Annotated in this window: 22 protein-coding genes; 18 read left to right on the forward strand and 4 right to left on the reverse strand. The window is 72.0% G+C overall.

Annotated features, from left to right (window positions below):
* Nucleotides 1-38 precede the first annotated feature (38 nt).
* The 8 genes from M6G08_RS06360 to M6G08_RS06390 all read left to right on the forward strand — a co-directional run bounded on the left by M6G08_RS06360 (nucleotide 39) and on the right by M6G08_RS06390 (nucleotide 5,241).
* Entirely contained in the window at nucleotides 39-887 is an 849-nt protein-coding gene (locus M6G08_RS06360) for an alpha/beta hydrolase (protein ID WP_272586211.1), read from the forward strand.
* A 63-nt stretch (nucleotides 888-950) separates the two neighbouring features.
* Nucleotides 951-1,205, forward strand: a complete 255-nt coding sequence (locus M6G08_RS06365) for a MoaD/ThiS family protein (RefSeq protein WP_272586212.1) — start codon at nucleotides 951-953, stop codon at nucleotides 1,203-1,205.
* A 2-nt stretch (nucleotides 1,206-1,207) separates the two neighbouring features.
* Nucleotides 1,208-2,437, forward strand: a complete 1,230-nt coding sequence (locus M6G08_RS06370; protein WP_272586213.1) for a hypothetical protein — start codon at nucleotides 1,208-1,210, stop codon at nucleotides 2,435-2,437.
* Between the two features lie 129 nt (nucleotides 2,438-2,566).
* Nucleotides 2,567-3,304 (forward strand): LmeA family phospholipid-binding protein, encoded by a 738-nt coding sequence (locus M6G08_RS06375; protein WP_272586214.1) that lies wholly within the window; start codon nucleotides 2,567-2,569, stop codon nucleotides 3,302-3,304.
* Nucleotides 3,305-3,492: 188 nt separating this feature from the next.
* Nucleotides 3,493-3,573 carry a putative leader peptide gene (locus tag M6G08_RS35970; protein ID WP_350203226.1) on the forward strand — a complete coding sequence of 27 codons (81 nt, stop codon included), beginning with the start codon at nucleotides 3,493-3,495 and terminating at the stop codon, nucleotides 3,571-3,573.
* A gap of 130 nt (nucleotides 3,574-3,703) precedes the next feature.
* Entirely contained in the window at nucleotides 3,704-4,549 is an 846-nt protein-coding gene (locus M6G08_RS06380; protein WP_272586215.1) for a sulfurtransferase, read from the forward strand.
* A gap of 33 nt (nucleotides 4,550-4,582) precedes the next feature.
* On the forward strand, nucleotides 4,583-4,873 hold the full coding sequence (locus M6G08_RS06385) for a DUF1416 domain-containing protein (protein ID WP_073729733.1): 291 nt from the start codon (nucleotides 4,583-4,585) through the stop codon (nucleotides 4,871-4,873).
* 107 nt (nucleotides 4,874-4,980) lie between these two features.
* Entirely contained in the window at nucleotides 4,981-5,241 is a 261-nt protein-coding gene (locus tag M6G08_RS06390) for a DUF3099 domain-containing protein (RefSeq protein ID WP_272586216.1), read from the forward strand.
* A gap of 27 nt (nucleotides 5,242-5,268) precedes the next feature.
* Here M6G08_RS06390 and M6G08_RS06395 read toward each other — a convergent pair whose 3' ends face one another.
* Nucleotides 5,269-5,898 (reverse strand): TetR family transcriptional regulator, encoded by a 630-nt coding sequence (locus M6G08_RS06395; RefSeq protein WP_272586217.1) that lies wholly within the window; start codon nucleotides 5,896-5,898, stop codon nucleotides 5,269-5,271.
* 162 nt (nucleotides 5,899-6,060) lie between these two features.
* Here M6G08_RS06395 and M6G08_RS06400 point away from each other — a divergent pair, with 162 nt between their 5' ends.
* The 5 genes from M6G08_RS06400 (at nucleotide 6,061) to M6G08_RS06420 (ending at nucleotide 10,475) form a co-directional block, all read left to right on the forward strand.
* Nucleotides 6,061-6,879, forward strand: a complete 819-nt coding sequence (locus tag M6G08_RS06400; protein WP_272586218.1) for an SDR family NAD(P)-dependent oxidoreductase — start codon at nucleotides 6,061-6,063, stop codon at nucleotides 6,877-6,879.
* A 27-nt stretch (nucleotides 6,880-6,906) separates the two neighbouring features.
* Nucleotides 6,907-7,671: a glucose 1-dehydrogenase gene (locus tag M6G08_RS06405; RefSeq protein WP_272586219.1), complete on the forward strand. Its 765-nt coding sequence runs from the start codon at nucleotides 6,907-6,909 to the stop codon at nucleotides 7,669-7,671.
* Nucleotides 7,672-7,819: 148 nt separating this feature from the next.
* On the forward strand, nucleotides 7,820-8,779 hold the full coding sequence (locus M6G08_RS06410; protein WP_272586220.1) for a hypothetical protein: 960 nt from the start codon (nucleotides 7,820-7,822) through the stop codon (nucleotides 8,777-8,779).
* Nucleotides 8,776-9,600 carry a hypothetical protein gene (locus M6G08_RS06415; protein ID WP_272586221.1) on the forward strand — a complete coding sequence of 275 codons (825 nt, stop codon included), beginning with the start codon at nucleotides 8,776-8,778 and terminating at the stop codon, nucleotides 9,598-9,600. The genes M6G08_RS06410 and M6G08_RS06415 overlap by 4 nt, the downstream gene beginning before the upstream one ends.
* A complete protein-coding gene (locus tag M6G08_RS06420) occupies nucleotides 9,597-10,475 on the forward strand; it encodes a hypothetical protein (RefSeq protein ID WP_443048747.1) in 879 nt (292 codons plus the stop codon). The genes M6G08_RS06415 and M6G08_RS06420 overlap by 4 nt, the downstream gene beginning before the upstream one ends.
* Before the next feature lie 98 nt (nucleotides 10,476-10,573).
* Here the strand turns inward: M6G08_RS06420 and M6G08_RS06425 are convergent, their stop codons facing one another.
* Genes M6G08_RS06425 through M6G08_RS06435 form a run of 3 tightly spaced genes read right to left on the reverse strand, consistent with a single transcriptional unit; the run spans nucleotide 10,574 to nucleotide 11,614 of the window.
* Nucleotides 10,574-10,936 (reverse strand): DsrE family protein, encoded by a 363-nt coding sequence (locus M6G08_RS06425; RefSeq protein ID WP_003974797.1) that lies wholly within the window; start codon nucleotides 10,934-10,936, stop codon nucleotides 10,574-10,576.
* A gap of 28 nt (nucleotides 10,937-10,964) precedes the next feature.
* Complete coding sequence (locus tag M6G08_RS06430; RefSeq protein WP_272586222.1) at nucleotides 10,965-11,225, reverse strand: hypothetical protein; 261 nt, start codon at nucleotides 11,223-11,225, stop codon at nucleotides 10,965-10,967.
* Nucleotides 11,222-11,614 carry a hypothetical protein gene (locus tag M6G08_RS06435; RefSeq protein WP_272586223.1) on the reverse strand — a complete coding sequence of 131 codons (393 nt, stop codon included), beginning with the start codon at nucleotides 11,612-11,614 and terminating at the stop codon, nucleotides 11,222-11,224. The genes M6G08_RS06430 and M6G08_RS06435 overlap by 4 nt, the downstream gene beginning before the upstream one ends.
* A 171-nt stretch (nucleotides 11,615-11,785) precedes the next feature.
* Between M6G08_RS06435 and M6G08_RS06440 the strand changes: the two genes are divergently transcribed.
* The 5 genes from M6G08_RS06440 to ygfZ all read left to right on the forward strand — a co-directional run bounded on the left by M6G08_RS06440 (nucleotide 11,786) and on the right by ygfZ (nucleotide 15,078).
* Nucleotides 11,786-12,628, forward strand: a complete 843-nt coding sequence (locus M6G08_RS06440) for a helix-turn-helix domain-containing protein (RefSeq protein WP_272586224.1) — start codon at nucleotides 11,786-11,788, stop codon at nucleotides 12,626-12,628.
* On the forward strand, nucleotides 12,610-12,903 hold the full coding sequence (locus M6G08_RS06445) for a DUF397 domain-containing protein (protein WP_272586225.1): 294 nt from the start codon (nucleotides 12,610-12,612) through the stop codon (nucleotides 12,901-12,903). Before M6G08_RS06440 ends, M6G08_RS06445 begins: the two co-directional genes overlap by 19 nt.
* A 169-nt stretch (nucleotides 12,904-13,072) precedes the next feature.
* The gene (locus M6G08_RS06450; protein ID WP_272586226.1) at nucleotides 13,073-13,648 is read left to right on the forward strand and encodes a heme-binding beta-barrel domain-containing protein; all 576 of its coding nucleotides are present in this window, start codon (nucleotides 13,073-13,075) and stop codon (nucleotides 13,646-13,648) included.
* A gap of 16 nt (nucleotides 13,649-13,664) precedes the next feature.
* The gene (locus M6G08_RS06455) at nucleotides 13,665-14,102 is read left to right on the forward strand and encodes a Fur family transcriptional regulator (protein WP_272586227.1); all 438 of its coding nucleotides are present in this window, start codon (nucleotides 13,665-13,667) and stop codon (nucleotides 14,100-14,102) included.
* A 10-nt stretch (nucleotides 14,103-14,112) separates the two neighbouring features.
* Complete coding sequence (ygfZ, locus tag M6G08_RS06460) at nucleotides 14,113-15,078, forward strand: CAF17-like 4Fe-4S cluster assembly/insertion protein YgfZ (protein ID WP_272586228.1); 966 nt, start codon at nucleotides 14,113-14,115, stop codon at nucleotides 15,076-15,078.
* Nucleotides 15,079-15,087 lie beyond the last annotated feature (9 nt).

The following is a 15,087-nucleotide window of genomic DNA, read 5'->3' on the forward strand; positions in this document are numbered from 1 at the left end:
TACGTTGCCCGAGTCCTCTGCCCAGCAGAATAGCCGACATGAGCAACCGACCGGCAGGTCATGTGGCGCGTTCCACCATTCGTCCGAATGCCGAGACGCCGGGTGGAACGAAACGCCGCACGCCCGCACGCACCTTCCTCCGCACGTCCGACGGGGTGCGGATCGACGCCGTGTACGAGCCCGGCGCGACCGCCCACGGCGCCTCTGACCTGGTGTTCGTCGTCGCCCACGGCTTCACCGGCGACGCGGACCGCCCGCACGTGCGCCGCATCGCGGAGGTGTTCGCGCGCGACGGTGCCGTCGTCACGTTCTCCTTCCGCGGGCACGGTGCCTCCGGCGGCCGGTCCACCGTCGGCGACCGCGAGGTGCTGGACCTGGCGGCCGCGGTCACCTGGGCGCGCGGCTTCGGGCACGCCCGCGTGGTGACCGTCGGCTTCTCCATGGGCGGCTCGGTGGTGCTGCGGCACGCCGCGCTGTACGGCGATGACAGCGATGCGCGCACGGACGCCGTCGTGTCGGTGAGCTCCCCCGCCCGCTGGTACTACCGGGGCACGGCACCCATGCGCCGGCTGCACTGGCTGGTGATGCGTCCCGCCGGGCGCCTGGTGGGCCGCTACGGCATGCGCACCCGAATCCACCACCGGGACTGGGACCCGGTGCCGCTGTCGCCGGTGGAGGCGGTGCCCCGGATCGCGCCCAGGCCGCTGCTCGTCGTGCACGGCGACCGGGACGGTTACTTCCCCCTCGACCACCCCCGGATGCTGGCCGAGGCGGCCGGTGACCACGGGGAACTCTGGGTGGAGCCCGGCATGGGCCACGCCGAGCACGCGTCCGGCGAGGAACTGCTGCGCCGCATCGGCGACTGGGCGGTGGCGCGGGCGGGCTAGCCTGACATGGTTCACCGCCGAACGGCACCCGACGCCGATCGGCACCGGCGACGAAGGATCCAGATGGCAAAGGTCACGGTGCGCTACTGGGCCGCCGCGAAGGCCGCGGCGGGGGTGGCCGAGGAGGCGTACGACGCGGCCACGCTCGCGGACGCGCTCGGGGCGGTGCGCGAGCGGCACCCCGGCGAACTGACGCGCGTGCTGCTGCGCTGCTCGTTCCTCGTCGACGGCGACCCCGTGGGAACGCGCGAGCACGAGACGGTACGGCTGGCCGAGGGCGGCACGGTCGAGGTCCTCCCGCCGTTCGCGGGAGGGTGAGCATGACCGACCAGCCGCATCAGCCGTACGGGCAGAACCAGCCGTACGAGGGATACGACGGATACAACGGATACGACGGATACGACGCCCAGGCGTGGCCGTCCGGGCAGCAGGCGTATCAGGGCACCCAGGACCAGCAGGGGCACCAGAACGGGTACGAGGGCCTGGACGCCGCCCAGTACACCCAGCAGTGGCAGGGGCAGACCTGGGAGACCCAGGTGCAGCCGCCGGTCTCCGTGGAGGAGACGGCGTACCTCCCGCCGCAGCAGCCGCAGCAGCCGCAGCAGCCGCAGCAGCCGCAGCAGCCGCAGCAGCCGTACCAGGCGCACGCGCAGACGTACGGCTACTACCCCGAGCCGCAGCCGCAGCCGCAGCCGCAACCCCAGCCGGCCGCTCCCGCCCCGGCCGCACCCGCCGCCGCGCCCCCCGCCTCCGCCGACGAGCCCGGCTACGGCCCCGCGACCCTCGCCGGGAACACGCGGATAACGGACGCCCAGCGTGCCCGTGCCGAGGGGCGCTCGCCGATCATCGACCCCGGCATGCAGCCGGCGGGACTCACCGCGCTGCTCGGTCTGCTGCTGGCCGGCGGGGCGGCGCTCGGCACGTACGCGCTACTCGTCCCGCTCGTCGTCCTCCAGGCGGTCACCGCGGCCGGCTGGTTCCGGCTGAACGGCATGTGGCCCGCCCGGCAGGGCATCGCCCTGGGCTTCGCCGCCGCGCTCGCCGCCGACGCGGCGATGCTGGTGTCCGACCGCTCCCCGGCGGCGATCATCGGCACCCTCGGGGTGTGGGTGCTGCTCTCCCTCGTGCTGCAACTGCGCTCGCACGCCGACCCGGACGAGCGGATGTACGGCCTGATGGCGACCATCGTCGCGGCGGCCCTGGCCGTGGTCGCGGGCGGGTACCTGGCCGCCGGCGCGGATGCCGTGACGGTCGGCGCGATCGCGGTGGCCGTCGCCGCCGTGGCGCGGGCCCTGCCGCTGCCGACCGCGGCCTCCATGGTCGTGGCGCTGCTCGCGGCGGCCGGGGCGGGGATCGCGGCCGGCGCGATGACGGACTTCGGATCGTCGGGGGCGCTGCTCGGCGCGGGCGCCGCGGTGTGCGCGCTGATCGGCCACCGGGTGGCGGCGTACGACTACCCGTCCCGTTTCGTCCACTTCACGGCGGGCGTGGCCCTGCCGCTGGCGGCCGCCGCGCCGGCCGTCTACCTGCTGGGCCGGGCGCTCGGCTGAAACCGGCCGCCTGTCACAGGTGATCGACAAAATTCCGGTGGCCCTTGTCCGGCGCGTTACTCTCGCGCTGGACGGCCGCCGGTCGTCGGAGACCGCCGTCGTCGACCGCCCGAGGTGGGGGAACACCGCATGCGTGCACTGCGAATACTGTTGATCGTCGTTGTGATATTGGGCGGTCTCTTCGTGATCGCGGACCGGGTGGCGGTCAACTTCGCCGAGGGCGAGGCGGCGGACCAGCTGAAGAGCACCGAGAACCTGGCCTCGACGCCCGACGTCTCCATCAACGGCTTCCCCTTCCTCACCCAGGTCGTCGGCGGCGAACTGGACGACGTCGAGATCGGCATCGACGGCTACGAGGCGTCCACCGGCGACGGCGCCGAGAAGATCCGCATCGACCACCTGCGCGCGAACATGAAGGGCGTCGGCTTCTCCAGCGACTTCAGCTCCGCCACCGCGGCCACCGCCACCGGCACCGCGACCATCGCCTACGACGAGCTGATGAAGGCCGCCAAGTCCGAGCCCACCACCGTCGCGCCGGGCGTCACCGCGAAGGTCGTCGGCCTCTCCGACGGCGGCAACGGCAAGATCAAGGTCTCCCTCCAGGCCACGGCGTTCGGCGTCGAACTGCCCGAGCCGGTCGACGTCCTCAGCTCGGTCACGGTCAAGGACAACAACGTCGAGGTCGTCGCCGACGGCCTGCCGGAGATCGGCGGCAAGGAGCTGGCCGAGTCCCGCATCCGGGCCATCACCGACTTCCAGCAGACCATCGACGAGCTGCCCGGCGGCGTCCAGCTGGACAAGGTCGAGGCGGCGAAGGACGGCGTCGAGATCACGGTGAAGGGTTCGGACGTCAGGCTGGCCGGGTAGGACGGCGCCGGGGCGTCCGACTGGCGAGACGTGGCCGTCCGCAGCGTAGATGGGTGGCGGGCGCATCCGGTCGAGGGAGGCGCGCGGGGGTGCCCGGTAGGAGTGTGTATCCCATATGACGGACAATGATGTCTCATAATTCGACACGCCGGTGACACGCCCCGCCGTCCGTCCCTACGATCGGGCCTATGAAGCGACAGGCGGATCTCACGAAGCGGCGGGCAGTCGACCTGTGCCGTGTCGCCGCCATGCTCTGTCGCACCGTCTGAGCGGACGGCGACGCCGCCGTCCGTGTCCCCTCACCTCGCCCTGCCCTGGGCACCCGCGCGCCGCCCACCGGCCCGAGCGCGCGCACCCTCTCACCGCACGCCCCGCCGCACCTGCCCCGGAGGAGAAATCATGAGCCGCAGCGACGTCCTGGTCGACGCCGACTGGCTGCAGGACCACCTGGACGACCCGACCATCGCGATCGTCGAGGTGGACGAGGACACGTCCGCGTACGACAAGAACCACATCAAGAACGCGATCCGGATCGACTGGACCCAGGACCTCCAGGACCCGGTTCGCCGCGACTTCGTCGACCAGGAGGGCTTCGAGAAGCTCCTGTCGAAGAAGGGCATCTCCAACGACCACACCGTGGTCCTCTACGGCGGCAACAACAACTGGTTCGCGTCCTACGCCTACTGGTACTTCAAGCTGTACGGCCACGACAGCGTCAAGCTCCTCGACGGCGGCCGCAAGAAGTGGGAGCTGGACGCCCGCGAGCTGGTCGACGGCACCGACGTGCCCGAGCGCCCGGCCACCGACTACAAGGCCAAGCCGCAGGACACCTCGATCCGTGCCTTCCGCGACGACGTCGTCAAGGCGATCGGCGCGCAGAACCTGGTCGACGTCCGCTCGCCCGACGAGTTCTCCGGCAAGCTGCTCGCCCCGGCCCACCTCCCGCAGGAGCAGTCGCAGCGTCCGGGCCACGTCCCGTCCGCCCGCAACATCCCGTGGTCGAAGAACGCCAACGACGACGGCACCTTCAAGTCGGACGACGAGCTCAAGCAGCTCTACACCGACGAGCAGGTCGACCTGGCGAAGGACACCATCGCCTACTGCCGCATCGGTGAGCGCTCGGCCCTGACCTGGTTCGTGCTGCACGAGCTGCTGGGCGTGGAGAACGTCAAGAACTACGACGGCTCCTGGACCGAGTACGGCTCCCTGGTCGGCGTGCCGATCGAGCTCGGCGCCAACAAGTAAGCCCGCCCCCTCTCAACCCCTCAGGAGTACGACATGTGCGGAGCGAAGGCCGGCGGCCCCGACGCCTCGACGATCAAGCCCGGTGAGACCACCATCCAGGGCCAGGTGACCCGCGACGGCGAGCCGGTGACGGGCTACGTCCGTCTGCTGGACGCCACCGGCGAGTTCACGGCGGAGGTCCCGACCTCCGCGACGGGCCAGTTCCGCTTCTACGCGGCCGAGGGCACCTGGACCGTCCGCGCGCTCGTGCCGGGCGGCAGCAGCGCCGACCGCACGGTCGTCGCCCAGCAGGGCGGGCTCGCGGAGGTCGCGATCGCCGTCTGACGGCGACGGCGACGGTGACGGCGAGGGGCCGCACCCCACGGGTTGGACACCCGGGGTGCGGCCCCTCGGCATGTCCGGGGACCGGGTTGCGGACCTACCCTGGACCTATGTACGCGCGGCGGCGGCACCGCTACTTCGTGATGATGGGCATCTGCATCGCGCTGTTCGTCCTGGCCTGGGGCGTCGTCCGGCTCTGGTCGGTCCCCGCGGCCGTCGCCATGTGCGTGGTCGCCATGGTCATCCCGCCGCTCGCCGCCGTCGTCGCCAACCGTCGCGGCCCCGACGACCGCTGGTGGGACGACCCGTCCGGCGACCCGCAGTCCGACGAGTGGTGGGCCGAACTGGACGGCAAGAAGGGGCGCCACTAGCCACCCTCCCCCACCGCCCCCCGTCATTTACATCTGGTCCAGCCCCCCGACGAGTCCTCCCAGGCAGCGCACCGCCAGCTCGGCCGGTGAACCGGGGCCCTCGGGCCCCGCCTCCGTGCCGGCCCACGTCTCCATGGCGATCCGGATGGCGTCGGTGGCCGCGGCCGCCAGCAGCCGTACCTCCAGCGGGTCGGCGGCGCCGTCCGTCAGGCGCGCGACGACCGGGACCAGCCGCTCCTCCGACTCCTGGTTCACGCGGTACCACACGGCGCGCAGCGCCGGATCGTCCTGCGCGGCCCGCAGCAGCCCGCGCGTGCGCAGCATCGCCTCGGCGGCCCGGTCGTCCGGGACCGCCAGCGCCTCCTCGACCGCGGTGCGCAGCGCAGGACCGAGCGGGGTGCCCGGCTCCGTGTCGGCGAGCAGCCCACGCCAGCGGTCGGCGCCGACCGTCAGCAGCGGACCGACCGCGTCCTGCTTGGAGCGGAAGTACCGGTAGAAGGTGCGCAGCGCGACCCCGGCGCGCCGGGCGATCTCCTCGGCCGTCGTGGCGTGCGGGCCCTGGGTGGCGAACAGCTCGGCCGCCGCGTGCGCGATGTCGAGCTGGGTGGCGGCCTTGCGGCGCTCGGTCAGGGACGGGGTCGGCGGCTCGGTGCTCACCCCAGAAGCGTACGACCCGCGACCACTCGGCGGCATGCCGTGACGTAGTGGCAAACCGTGTCACCTAGGCGTACCGTGAAGTGGAATCCGGGCGCCGCAGGAAGAGAGCGGGCGCCGCAAGGGACCGGCCGGCGGACAACGCCGACCCGGCTTGGAGCACACATGAACCACCTGAACCCCCTGACCCCCCTGAACCGCTACGAAGGCCGCCGCGCCCTGGTCACCGGCGCCGGCTCGGGCATAGGCCAGGCCACCGCGCTGCGGCTGCTGGCGGAGGGCGGCACCGTCGTGGCCGCGGACGTCAGCGAGAAGGGTCTGAAGGACACCTTCGAGAAGGCGGCCGCTCACGGTCACACGGACCGCCTCACCACCGGCGTCGTCGACATCGCCGACGAGACCTCCGTGCGCGAGGGCGTCAAGGCCGCGACGGACGCCCTCGGCGGACTGGACGTCCTCGTCAACGCCGCCGGCATCCTGCGCTCCTCGCACACCGAGGAGACCAGCCTCGCGGACTTCACCCGCGTCCTGACGGTGAACCTCGTCGGCACCTTCCTGGTGATCCGCGAGGCGATCCCGGCGCTCCTGGCGGGCCGGGACGCGGCCGTGGTCAACTTCAGCTCCACCTCGGCGGCGTTCGCCCACCCGTACATGGCGGCCTACGCGGCGAGCAAGGGCGGCATCCAGTCCATGACCCACGCCCTGGCCGGCGAGTACGCGGGCCGCGGCATCCGCTTCACCGCCGTGCAGCCGGGGTCCATCTCCTCCGGCATGACGGACGGCAGCGGGGCCAGCGGCCAGAGCGCCGGTCCCGGGCTGCCCGCGGACGCCGACATGAGCCTCTTCGCGAAGCTGTCGCCCGCCCTCGGCCGGGGCTTCGCCGGCCCGGAGACCGTGGCGTCCGTGGTCGCGATGCTCGGCTCCGAGGACGGCCGGTTCATCACCGGCACCGAGATCCGGGTCGACGGCGGCACCCACTTCTGACCTGCCCGCCCCTGGAAGGAGCCCGACATGCACGACCTGACCGGCAAGAACCTGATCATCACCGGCGGCGCCCGGGGCCTGGGCGCGGAGGCCGCCCGCCAGGCGGTCGCCGCCGGCGCGCACGTCCTGATCACCGACGTCCTGGACGACGAGGGCGAGGCCACCGCCCGCGAACTCGGCGACCGGGCCCGCTTCCTGCACCACGACGTGACCTCGGAGGAGGACTGGCGCCGCGCCGCCGACCTCGCGGTCGACGCGTTCGGCTCGCTGCACGGCCTGGTGAACAACGCCGGCATCTCGACCGGCACCCTGCTGGAGGCGGAGTCCGTCGAGCACTTCCGCAAGGTGCTCGACATCAACCTCACGGGCGTCTTCATCGGCATGAAGACCGTGATCCCCGCGCTGAAGGAGGCCGGCGGCGGCTCGATCGTCAACGTCTCGTCCGCCGCGGGCCTGATGGGCCTCGCCCTCACGGCGGGCTACGGCGCCTCCAAATGGGGCGTGCGCGGGCTGACGAAGATCGGCGCCGTGGAACTGGGCACCGCCCGCATCCGCGTCAACTCCGTCCACCCGGGGATGACGTACACCCCGATGACCGTGGCCGTCGGTATCGAGCGCGGCGAGGGCAACTACCCCAACACGCCCATGGGCCGGGTGGGCGAGGCCCACGAGATCGCCGGCGCGGTCGTCTTCCTGCTCTCGGACGCCGCGTCCTACGTCACCGGCGCGGAACTGGCGGTGGACGGCGGCTGGACCACCGGCCCGACGGTGGCGTACGTCATGGGGAAGTGAGCGTCAGTCTCAAGACTGCCGCAGACGCGGCCACCGGGTTCACCATGGCCGAATCGTGATCAACTTCGCCGCAACCCCGGACGTCGGCGGTGGGTCTCCTGGGTGCGCGTATACGGAACGCGCGCTTCACATTCTGTGGGGGGACGTCATGGAAGAGGAACCAGGGAGACCCGCGGCACCCGCCGAGCCGACGACGCCGGACGACGGCACGCCACCGGTCGAGTCCGTGGTGGACGCGGGCCACACGTCGCCGGAGAGGGCGACAGCCGACGAGCAGGATCGCGAGCCGCCGGACGGGCCGGTGGCGCCGGACGAGGACGCGCCGCCGGCCGGTGGCCCTTCCGCGCCCGTCGAGGAGCCCGTACGCCCCCGGAGGCGCGGGCGTACGGCACTGCTCATCGGTGTCGCCACCGTGTTGGGACTGGTCGCCGGAACCTGCGCCGGAGTGCTCGTGCAGGCGGACCGGAAGCCGACGAAGCTGCCGCCGCTGTCGCAGGCCGCGCTCGCACCCAGCACCGGGAAGGCGCCGAAGCCGCTGCCCGCCGACCAGGACCGCCAGGTGCGCACCGAGGGCGACCTGCGTGACCTGCTGCTGGAGAAGCCGCGCGGGGCGGAGGAGTTCGACTGGCTGAAGGGCTCCGAGGGCTGGATGGACCTGGCGGGCTACGCCGGGACCTTCGGGTATCCGCAGCGTGCGTACGAGAACCTGCTCCGCAACGAGTTCCGCCGGGCCGCCGTCACCGGCTGGGAGGTCGGCGAGACGTACTCCGTGGAGATCCGGCTGATCCAGTACCGGCAGGAAGAGGTCCTCGGCGCCACCGAGGCCAACGAGAAGAACCAGTACTTCGCTACCGACCTGGCGGACGAGTACTTCGTGCCCGGCGACGGCCTCCGCGTCGGCGATTGGAGCATCCCGGGCACAGGGGACGGCCGCGTGTTCGTCAACGATGAGCCTGTCCCCGGCCTCGACAGCTCGGAGTTCCCCTACCGGGCGGAAGCGCACGCCCGGCGAGGCGACATCGCCATGGAGATCTGGGTGAGCGGTGCCGAGCCGATCGACAAGAAGATGATCCTGGACCTGGCCGAGCAGCAGATGGAGCGGCTGTGAACGAGAACCGGAACGACGCCCCGTCCACGGCCGAGCCCACCGAACCGCCCTCTCCCGCCCCCGGACGCCGAGGCCGCCGCCGGATCGCCGCCGTCACCGGAGCACTCCTGCTGACCGGTGCCGTCGTCGGAGCCGTCGCGTACACCGCCGTGGCCGTCGCGGACGCCGACCGCGATCCGGGCGTCCCTTCCTGGGCGCGTCCCCAGCCCACCGAGGACCGGACGGCGGCCGCGGCCGAGCCGGGCAGTCTGGCCTGGACCCTCGTGCCGTACCGGCCCCACAACTGGCGGCGCGGCCCCGACCTGGGCGAGTTCGGCTCGGACGCCGTGCTGAACGGAGACCGGACGGCCGCCCTGTTCAAGGAGTCGCTGGCCGGGCTGCCCCGGACCGAGCGCAAAGAGCTGGAGAAGGAGATCGACCGCCGGCGCGTCAAGGAGATGGCGATGCGCAGCTACGCCTTCACCATGGAGGAGGACGCCAGCCGTATGGCGGGCGCCGCCACCATGACGATCGTCCTGGCCCGGATGGAGGACCAGGCCGCGGCCAGTTCCGTGACGACGGGCCGGAACGAGCTTCTGGACGCCCTCGACATCTTCCGCGAGGGCCCCGAGATCGAGGGCTACGAGAACGCCGCCTGCTATCGCTCGCCTTCCGGCTCCGGCGACGACGAGGAACTCGACGCGATGTTCTGCTCCGCCTCCACCGGAGACATCGCGGTCGTCGCCACCGCCGAAGGAGTGCAGCCGTTCGACGCCGACGGTGTCGCCGCGCTGTTGAAGGACCAGTTGGACCGCATAGTCGAACCCGGGGAGTCCGTGTGACCGAGCAGATCACCCCGTCGGCCCCCGCCCCGTCGGCCCCCACCCCGTCGGCCCCCGCCCTGCCGCCCCTGCCGGACGCCCCGCCGCCCGGCGCTCCGACTCCGTCGGGCAAGGACCGCCGCGTCCTGCGCGCCGTGCTCCGCTGGACCGCCGCCGTCGCCGTCTTCGCGGCGGTCGGATCGGCCACGGCGTACGGCGTCACGCGGATGGACCGGACGGACGTGCCGGGGCTCGCGACCGCGTCGGACGGGCGCTGGAAGTACCCGACACTCACCGCGGCGCCGCTGCCGTCCGGCAGCCCGGGGCCGTTCGCCGAGGGGAACGCGGCCGGTGCCCACTACGCCGATCTGCGGGACCTGGTCCTGCCGGCGCCCGACGGGGCGACAGCTGACCCGGCTCTGCGCGGCACGGACGGCTGGCTGGCGACGGAGACCTTCCTCGCGGAGTACGGGGAGGAGTCCGACCGTGAGGCACTGCGGCTGAAGATCGTCGACGCGGGGCTGCGTCACATCGCCGCCCGTGGCTGGACCACCGAGGACGGGACGCACACGCGGATCTACCTGCTCCAGTTCGGTACGGCGGCCGTCGTGGACGACCTGCACACCATGCAGCTGGCGCCGTACGACAGCCCGGTCTACGCCGTGCGGGGCGCGGAGACGGTGGAACCCGACGAGGACTTCCCGGAGGCCGCCGAGTCCGACGACGTACTCACCGCCGTCTTCACCGAACCTGAGCCGTACGGCGACGAACAGGTCCGCGAGGCCTACCTCGGGGCCGGCGACGTCCTGGCGGTGGTGGTGCAGAGCCGCGCGGGCGGGGCGGCGGAGGTGCCCTTCCAGCAGACCGTGGCCCTGCAGACCCGACTGCTTCTCTGAGAAGCACGAACACTTCGCCCTCCAGTGTCCTCGGGGCGCTCGAATGAGCGGTTGGAGGACACTCGGGTGCTGGGTGTTCGCGCTTTTTGGGGAGGGGGTCAGTAGACGAGGGCCTGGGTGTCGTCGGCCAGTGCCTCCTGGACGAAGACCTGGGCGCCGGCGATCCGCACGCCCTCGATGACGTCCTTCTCGGTCAGGTCGCGCCGGGCCGCGCACTGGGTGCACAGCGTCACCCGGCCACCGGCCAGGAGGGAGTCGAGCAGGTCGGGCAGCGGCGCGGCGTGCGGCAGCTCGAACTCGGCCGCGCGCCCCGGCACCGCGAACCAGGCGGACTCCCCGGTCAGCCACAGGGACACGTCGACCCCGCTGGCCACGGCCACCGCCGCCACCGTGAACGCCTGCGAGCAGCGCTCGGGGGCATCGGCCCCCGCTGTCACCTTGATCACGAGCTTCTTCGCCATGCCGGAAGCGTAGCCCTCGCGGGCGGCGTCAGACGGTGAGGGCGATCGTCACCAGCAGCGACGCGACGCACAGCACGGTGAGCAGGCCGCTGACGGTGGCGCCGTCCGGCCTGACGTACGGCCGGGACCGCGCGGGTTTCGGAGCGGGCCTCGGAGCGGGCCTCGGCGGGTGGTCCGGGTGGAACGGGGGCATCGCGAAACCGGGTGAGAGGGGCGTCCGGTCGCGCCGGGGCGACAGCCGCTGGGCCCGTCGGCACTCCTCGTAGGGCAGGCCGCCTTCGTACGTCATGCCTCGTGCTCCGCCCGCTGGTGCTGGCGCAGCAGCACGTTCGCGTCCGTCACCGCGCTGTGGTCGCGTTCCGTGCGCGCCGCCTCCCGCCGGTCGTCCAGCCAGGCGCAGGCCGCGCAGCCGGGGACGGGCGCCGGGGGCCGGTCCAGGTCACCGGGGTCCGGGGGTGCGGTACGTGCGCGGTCGTTCGCGGCGCGCACGCCCGCGCTGAGGCGTTCGCGGTCCGTCGCCGGGCGCAGCGAGGCCGGGTCCGCCTCCCACTCCCGGCCACCGCCGACGGGACGGAGCAGCGCGCGGGGCCCGGACCGGCCCTGGTACGCGCCGACCTTCGCGGCGGCCGGGTCGTACAGCACGGCACCGAGCTGGAAGGTGGCCGGTTCTGTTCTCACGAGTTCGCTCCCTTACGTCAACATCTATACGGAATGCGACAGTTGCCCTACTCTGCGTAGTGGTGGGCAGTAAGAGCATGACCCAGACCGGGGGTCGCCAGGCCCGGAACGGCCGCTAGTGCCACACCGGGCGCTCCAAATTCCACAAATTCCACAGCCGGGAGGGGTGCGGTGCCGCAGCGGAGGGCGATCACGGGTCGCAGTCAGGAACCGAGGGCACGGTTCGCGGAGGAGCTGCGGCTGCTCCGCCAGGGGCGGGGCGTGTCCCTGCGGGGCATGGCGGAGGCGGTGGGCTGGGACGCGTCCCAGTTCGGAAAGATGGAGAACGGCCACACGCTGGGCGGCCCGGAGATCGTCGAGGCGCTGGACCAGTACTTCGGCACGGGCGGAATGCTGCTCACGCTGTGGGAGCTGGCGGTCGCCGATCCGACGCAGTTCCGGGAGCAGTACCGGCGGTACATGATCCTGGAGGCCGAGGCGATCAGCCTGTGGCACTACGCGGTCAGCGCGCCGCCGGGCCTGCTCCAGACCGCCGGCTACGCGCGCGAGACGCTTGCCGTGGGCTGGCTCAAGGGGCCAGAACTGGAGCAGCAGGTCGAGGCCCGTCTCGGCCGTCGGCAACTGCTGGAGGGGGAGGCTCCACCGCCGTTTCGCGTCATTCTCTCCGAGGCGGTGCTGCGCACGTCGCTGCGCGACGTGGGGGCCTGGCGCGAGCAGTTGGCCCACCTGGCCGAGATGGCCGGGCGCCCGAGTATCACCCTCCAGGTCCTGCCGTTCCGTGCGGGCCCGCACGGCCTGATGAACACCGCGGTGAAGTTCCTGCGCCTGCCGAACGGCCGCGTCGTCGCCTACACCGAGAACGATCTGCGCGGTGAACTCGTGGAGGAAAACGCCTCAGTTGAGCTGCTGCAACGTAGGTACGATGCGATGCGCGACTTGGCGCTGTCCCCGGCGCAGTCGCGCGATTTCATCCTGCGGACGTTGGAGGAAGCGCCGTGCGAGTCATCGATCTGAGCGCCGTCTCGTGGCGCAGGAGCAGCTACAGCAACACGAGCGGCGGCGATTGCGTGGAGGTCTCCGACGACCTCCTCCGCGCCGCCGACTGGCGCAGGAGCAGCTACAGCAACGCGAGCGGCGGCGAGTGCGTCGAGGTCGCCCCCAACCTCCCCTCCCTCGTCCCCGTCCGGGACAGCAAGGACCCCTCCCGCGGAGCACTCCTCTTCACCGCGCCCGCGTGGGCCGCCTTCGTGGGCGGAGTCCGACGGGAAGCGTCCGGAGGGGCCGCGTAAGCTGGGGGCGGCCCTGTCGTATGCCCCCCGCTCAAGGAGCACCCCGTGGAGATCTTCTTCGAAGCCCTGCTGGTCCTGGTCTGCGTCGGCGTCCTCGCCTTCGCCGGTCTGACCGTGAAGAAGCTGTACCAGGGCCAGCGCTGATCACCGACGCCAGGAAGTACCCCTCATGATCGAGATCCCGTCCGACCTCCACAAGGACCTCGTCCCCCTCGCCTTCCTCCTCGGGAACTGGGCGGGCGCGGGCGTGCACGACTTTCCCGGCGCCGAGAAGTGCAACTTCGGCCAGGAGGTCTCCTTCACCCACGACGGGCGGGACTTCCTGGAGTACCAGTCGCACACCTGGGTGCTGGACAACGACGGCAACAAGGTCCGCCCGCTGGAGTCCGAGCACGGCTTCTGGCGCATCGACGCCAACCGCAAGGTCGAGGTGACGATGACCCGCGACGACGGCGTCATCGAGATCTGGTACGGCGAGATGGCCGAGCAGAAGCCCCAGATCGACCTGGTGACGGACGCGGTGGCCCGCACGGCGGCCTCTCAGCCGTACACCGGCGGCAAGCGGCTCTACGGCTACGTCAAGAGCGACCTGATGTGGGTCGGCGAGAAGCAGACCCCCGAGGTCGAGCTGCGCCCCTACATGTCCGCGCACCTGAAGAAGGTCGTCACCCCGGAGGACGTCGAGCGCTGGGCCAAGGCCCTCCCGGACGACATGCCGGACGACGGGATCGCTTTCTTCAAGTAGTCCTAGACTCAGGGGTGTGGTGAGCACCGACTGGAAGAGCGACCTCAGACAGCGCGGCTACCGGCTGACCCCGCAGCGGCAGCTGGTGCTCGAAGCCGTGGACACCCTCGAACACGCGACCCCCGACGACATCCTCGGCGAAGTGCGGAAGACGGCGTCGGGGGTGAACATCTCCACGGTGTACCGCACGCTGGAGCTGCTGGAGGAGCTGGGGCTGGTCAGCCACGCCCATCTGGGGCACGGGGCGCCCACGTACCACCTGGCCGACCGGCACCACCACATCCACCTGGTGTGCCGGGACTGCACGAACGTGATCGAGGCCGACCTGTCGGTGGCCGCCGAGTTCACCGCCAAGCTGCGGCGGCAGTTCGGCTTCGACACCGACTTGAAGCACTTCGCGATCTTCGGCCGGTGCGAGGACTGCTCCCCGAAGGGTTCAACTACCGAGTCGTAGGCTAGGGCGTATGAAGAGCCCCCTGCTGTCCCTGCCCGGCGCCGTCCCCGCCGAGGGCGTGGACGAAGGCGTCGCCGCCCACTACGGCGACCTGTTCCGCGAGCAGCGTGCCCTCGCCGACGGCACCGGATTCGTCGACCTCTCCCACCGCGGTGTCGTCACCGTCACCGGCGACGACCGGCTGAGCTGGCTGCACCTGCTGCTCACCCAGCACGTCAGCGAGCTGCCCGCCGGGCAGGCCACCGAGGCGCTGATCCTCTCCGCCAACGGCCACATCGAGCACGCCCTGTACCTCGTCGACGACGGCACGACCACCTGGGCCCACGTGGAGCCAGGGAGTCAGGAGTCGCTGATCGGCTATCTGGAGTCGATGAAGTTCTTCTACCGGGTCGAGGTCGCCGACCGCACCGCCGACACCGCGGTCGTGCACCTGCCGGCCGGGTCGATCGCCGAGGCGCCGGAGCGCGCCGTGGTCCGCGAGACGGCGTACGGACGTGATCTGTTCCTGCCGAGGGAGGAGCTGGAGGCGTACGCCGCGCAGGCCGGGCCGCCGGCCGGGATCCTCGCCCACGAGGCCCTCCGGGTCGAGCAGCACCGCCCGCGGCTCGGTTTCGAGACCGACCACCGGACCATCCCGCACGAGCTGGGCTGGATCGGTACCGCCGTGCACCTGCAGAAGGGCTGCTACCGGGGGCAGGAGACCGTCGCCCGGGTGCAGAACCTGGGCAAGCCGCCGCGCCGGCTGGTCTTCCTGCACCTGGACGGCAGCGAGGTCCACCTGCCGCCGAACGGGGCGGAGGTGCGGCTCGCGGACGACGGGCCGGAGGGCCGGAAGATCGGCTTCGTGACCACGTCCGTACGCCACCACGAGCTGGGGCCGGTCGCCCTCGCCCTGGTGAAGCGGAACGTTCCGGTGGACGCCCGGCTGGTGGCCGAGGACACGGCCGCCGCGCAGGAGACGGTCGTCGAGCCGTAGCCGGCCGCG

Origin of the sequence: Streptomyces sp. M92 (assembly GCF_028473745.1) — a bacterium.
Classification (GTDB): Bacteria; Actinomycetota; Actinomycetes; order Streptomycetales; family Streptomycetaceae; genus Streptomyces.

Coding starts and splice junctions, on each gene's coding strand:
- M6G08_RS06390 (WP_272586216.1), top strand. CDS start 4,981: ATGTACGCGCGGCGGCGGCACCGCTACTTCGTGATGATGGGCATCTGC.
- M6G08_RS06410 (WP_272586220.1), top strand. CDS start 7,820: ATGGAAGAGGAACCAGGGAGACCCGCGGCACCCGCCGAGCCGACGACG.
- M6G08_RS06385 (WP_073729733.1), top strand. CDS start 4,583: ATGTGCGGAGCGAAGGCCGGCGGCCCCGACGCCTCGACGATCAAGCCC.
- M6G08_RS06430 (WP_272586222.1), bottom strand. CDS start 11,225: ATGACGTACGAAGGCGGCCTGCCCTACGAGGAGTGCCGACGGGCCCAG.
- M6G08_RS06360 (WP_272586211.1), top strand. CDS start 39: ATGAGCAACCGACCGGCAGGTCATGTGGCGCGTTCCACCATTCGTCCG.
- M6G08_RS06450 (WP_272586226.1), top strand. CDS start 13,073: ATGATCGAGATCCCGTCCGACCTCCACAAGGACCTCGTCCCCCTCGCC.
- M6G08_RS06375 (WP_272586214.1), top strand. CDS start 2,567: ATGCGTGCACTGCGAATACTGTTGATCGTCGTTGTGATATTGGGCGGT.
- M6G08_RS06370 (WP_272586213.1), top strand. CDS start 1,208: ATGACCGACCAGCCGCATCAGCCGTACGGGCAGAACCAGCCGTACGAG.
- M6G08_RS06365 (WP_272586212.1), top strand. CDS start 951: ATGGCAAAGGTCACGGTGCGCTACTGGGCCGCCGCGAAGGCCGCGGCG.
- ygfZ (WP_272586228.1), top strand. CDS start 14,113: ATGAAGAGCCCCCTGCTGTCCCTGCCCGGCGCCGTCCCCGCCGAGGGC.
- M6G08_RS06425 (WP_003974797.1), bottom strand. CDS start 10,936: ATGGCGAAGAAGCTCGTGATCAAGGTGACAGCGGGGGCCGATGCCCCC.
- M6G08_RS06400 (WP_272586218.1), top strand. CDS start 6,061: ATGAACCACCTGAACCCCCTGACCCCCCTGAACCGCTACGAAGGCCGC.
- M6G08_RS06405 (WP_272586219.1), top strand. CDS start 6,907: ATGCACGACCTGACCGGCAAGAACCTGATCATCACCGGCGGCGCCCGG.
- M6G08_RS35970 (WP_350203226.1), top strand. CDS start 3,493: ATGAAGCGACAGGCGGATCTCACGAAGCGGCGGGCAGTCGACCTGTGC.
- M6G08_RS06380 (WP_272586215.1), top strand. CDS start 3,704: ATGAGCCGCAGCGACGTCCTGGTCGACGCCGACTGGCTGCAGGACCAC.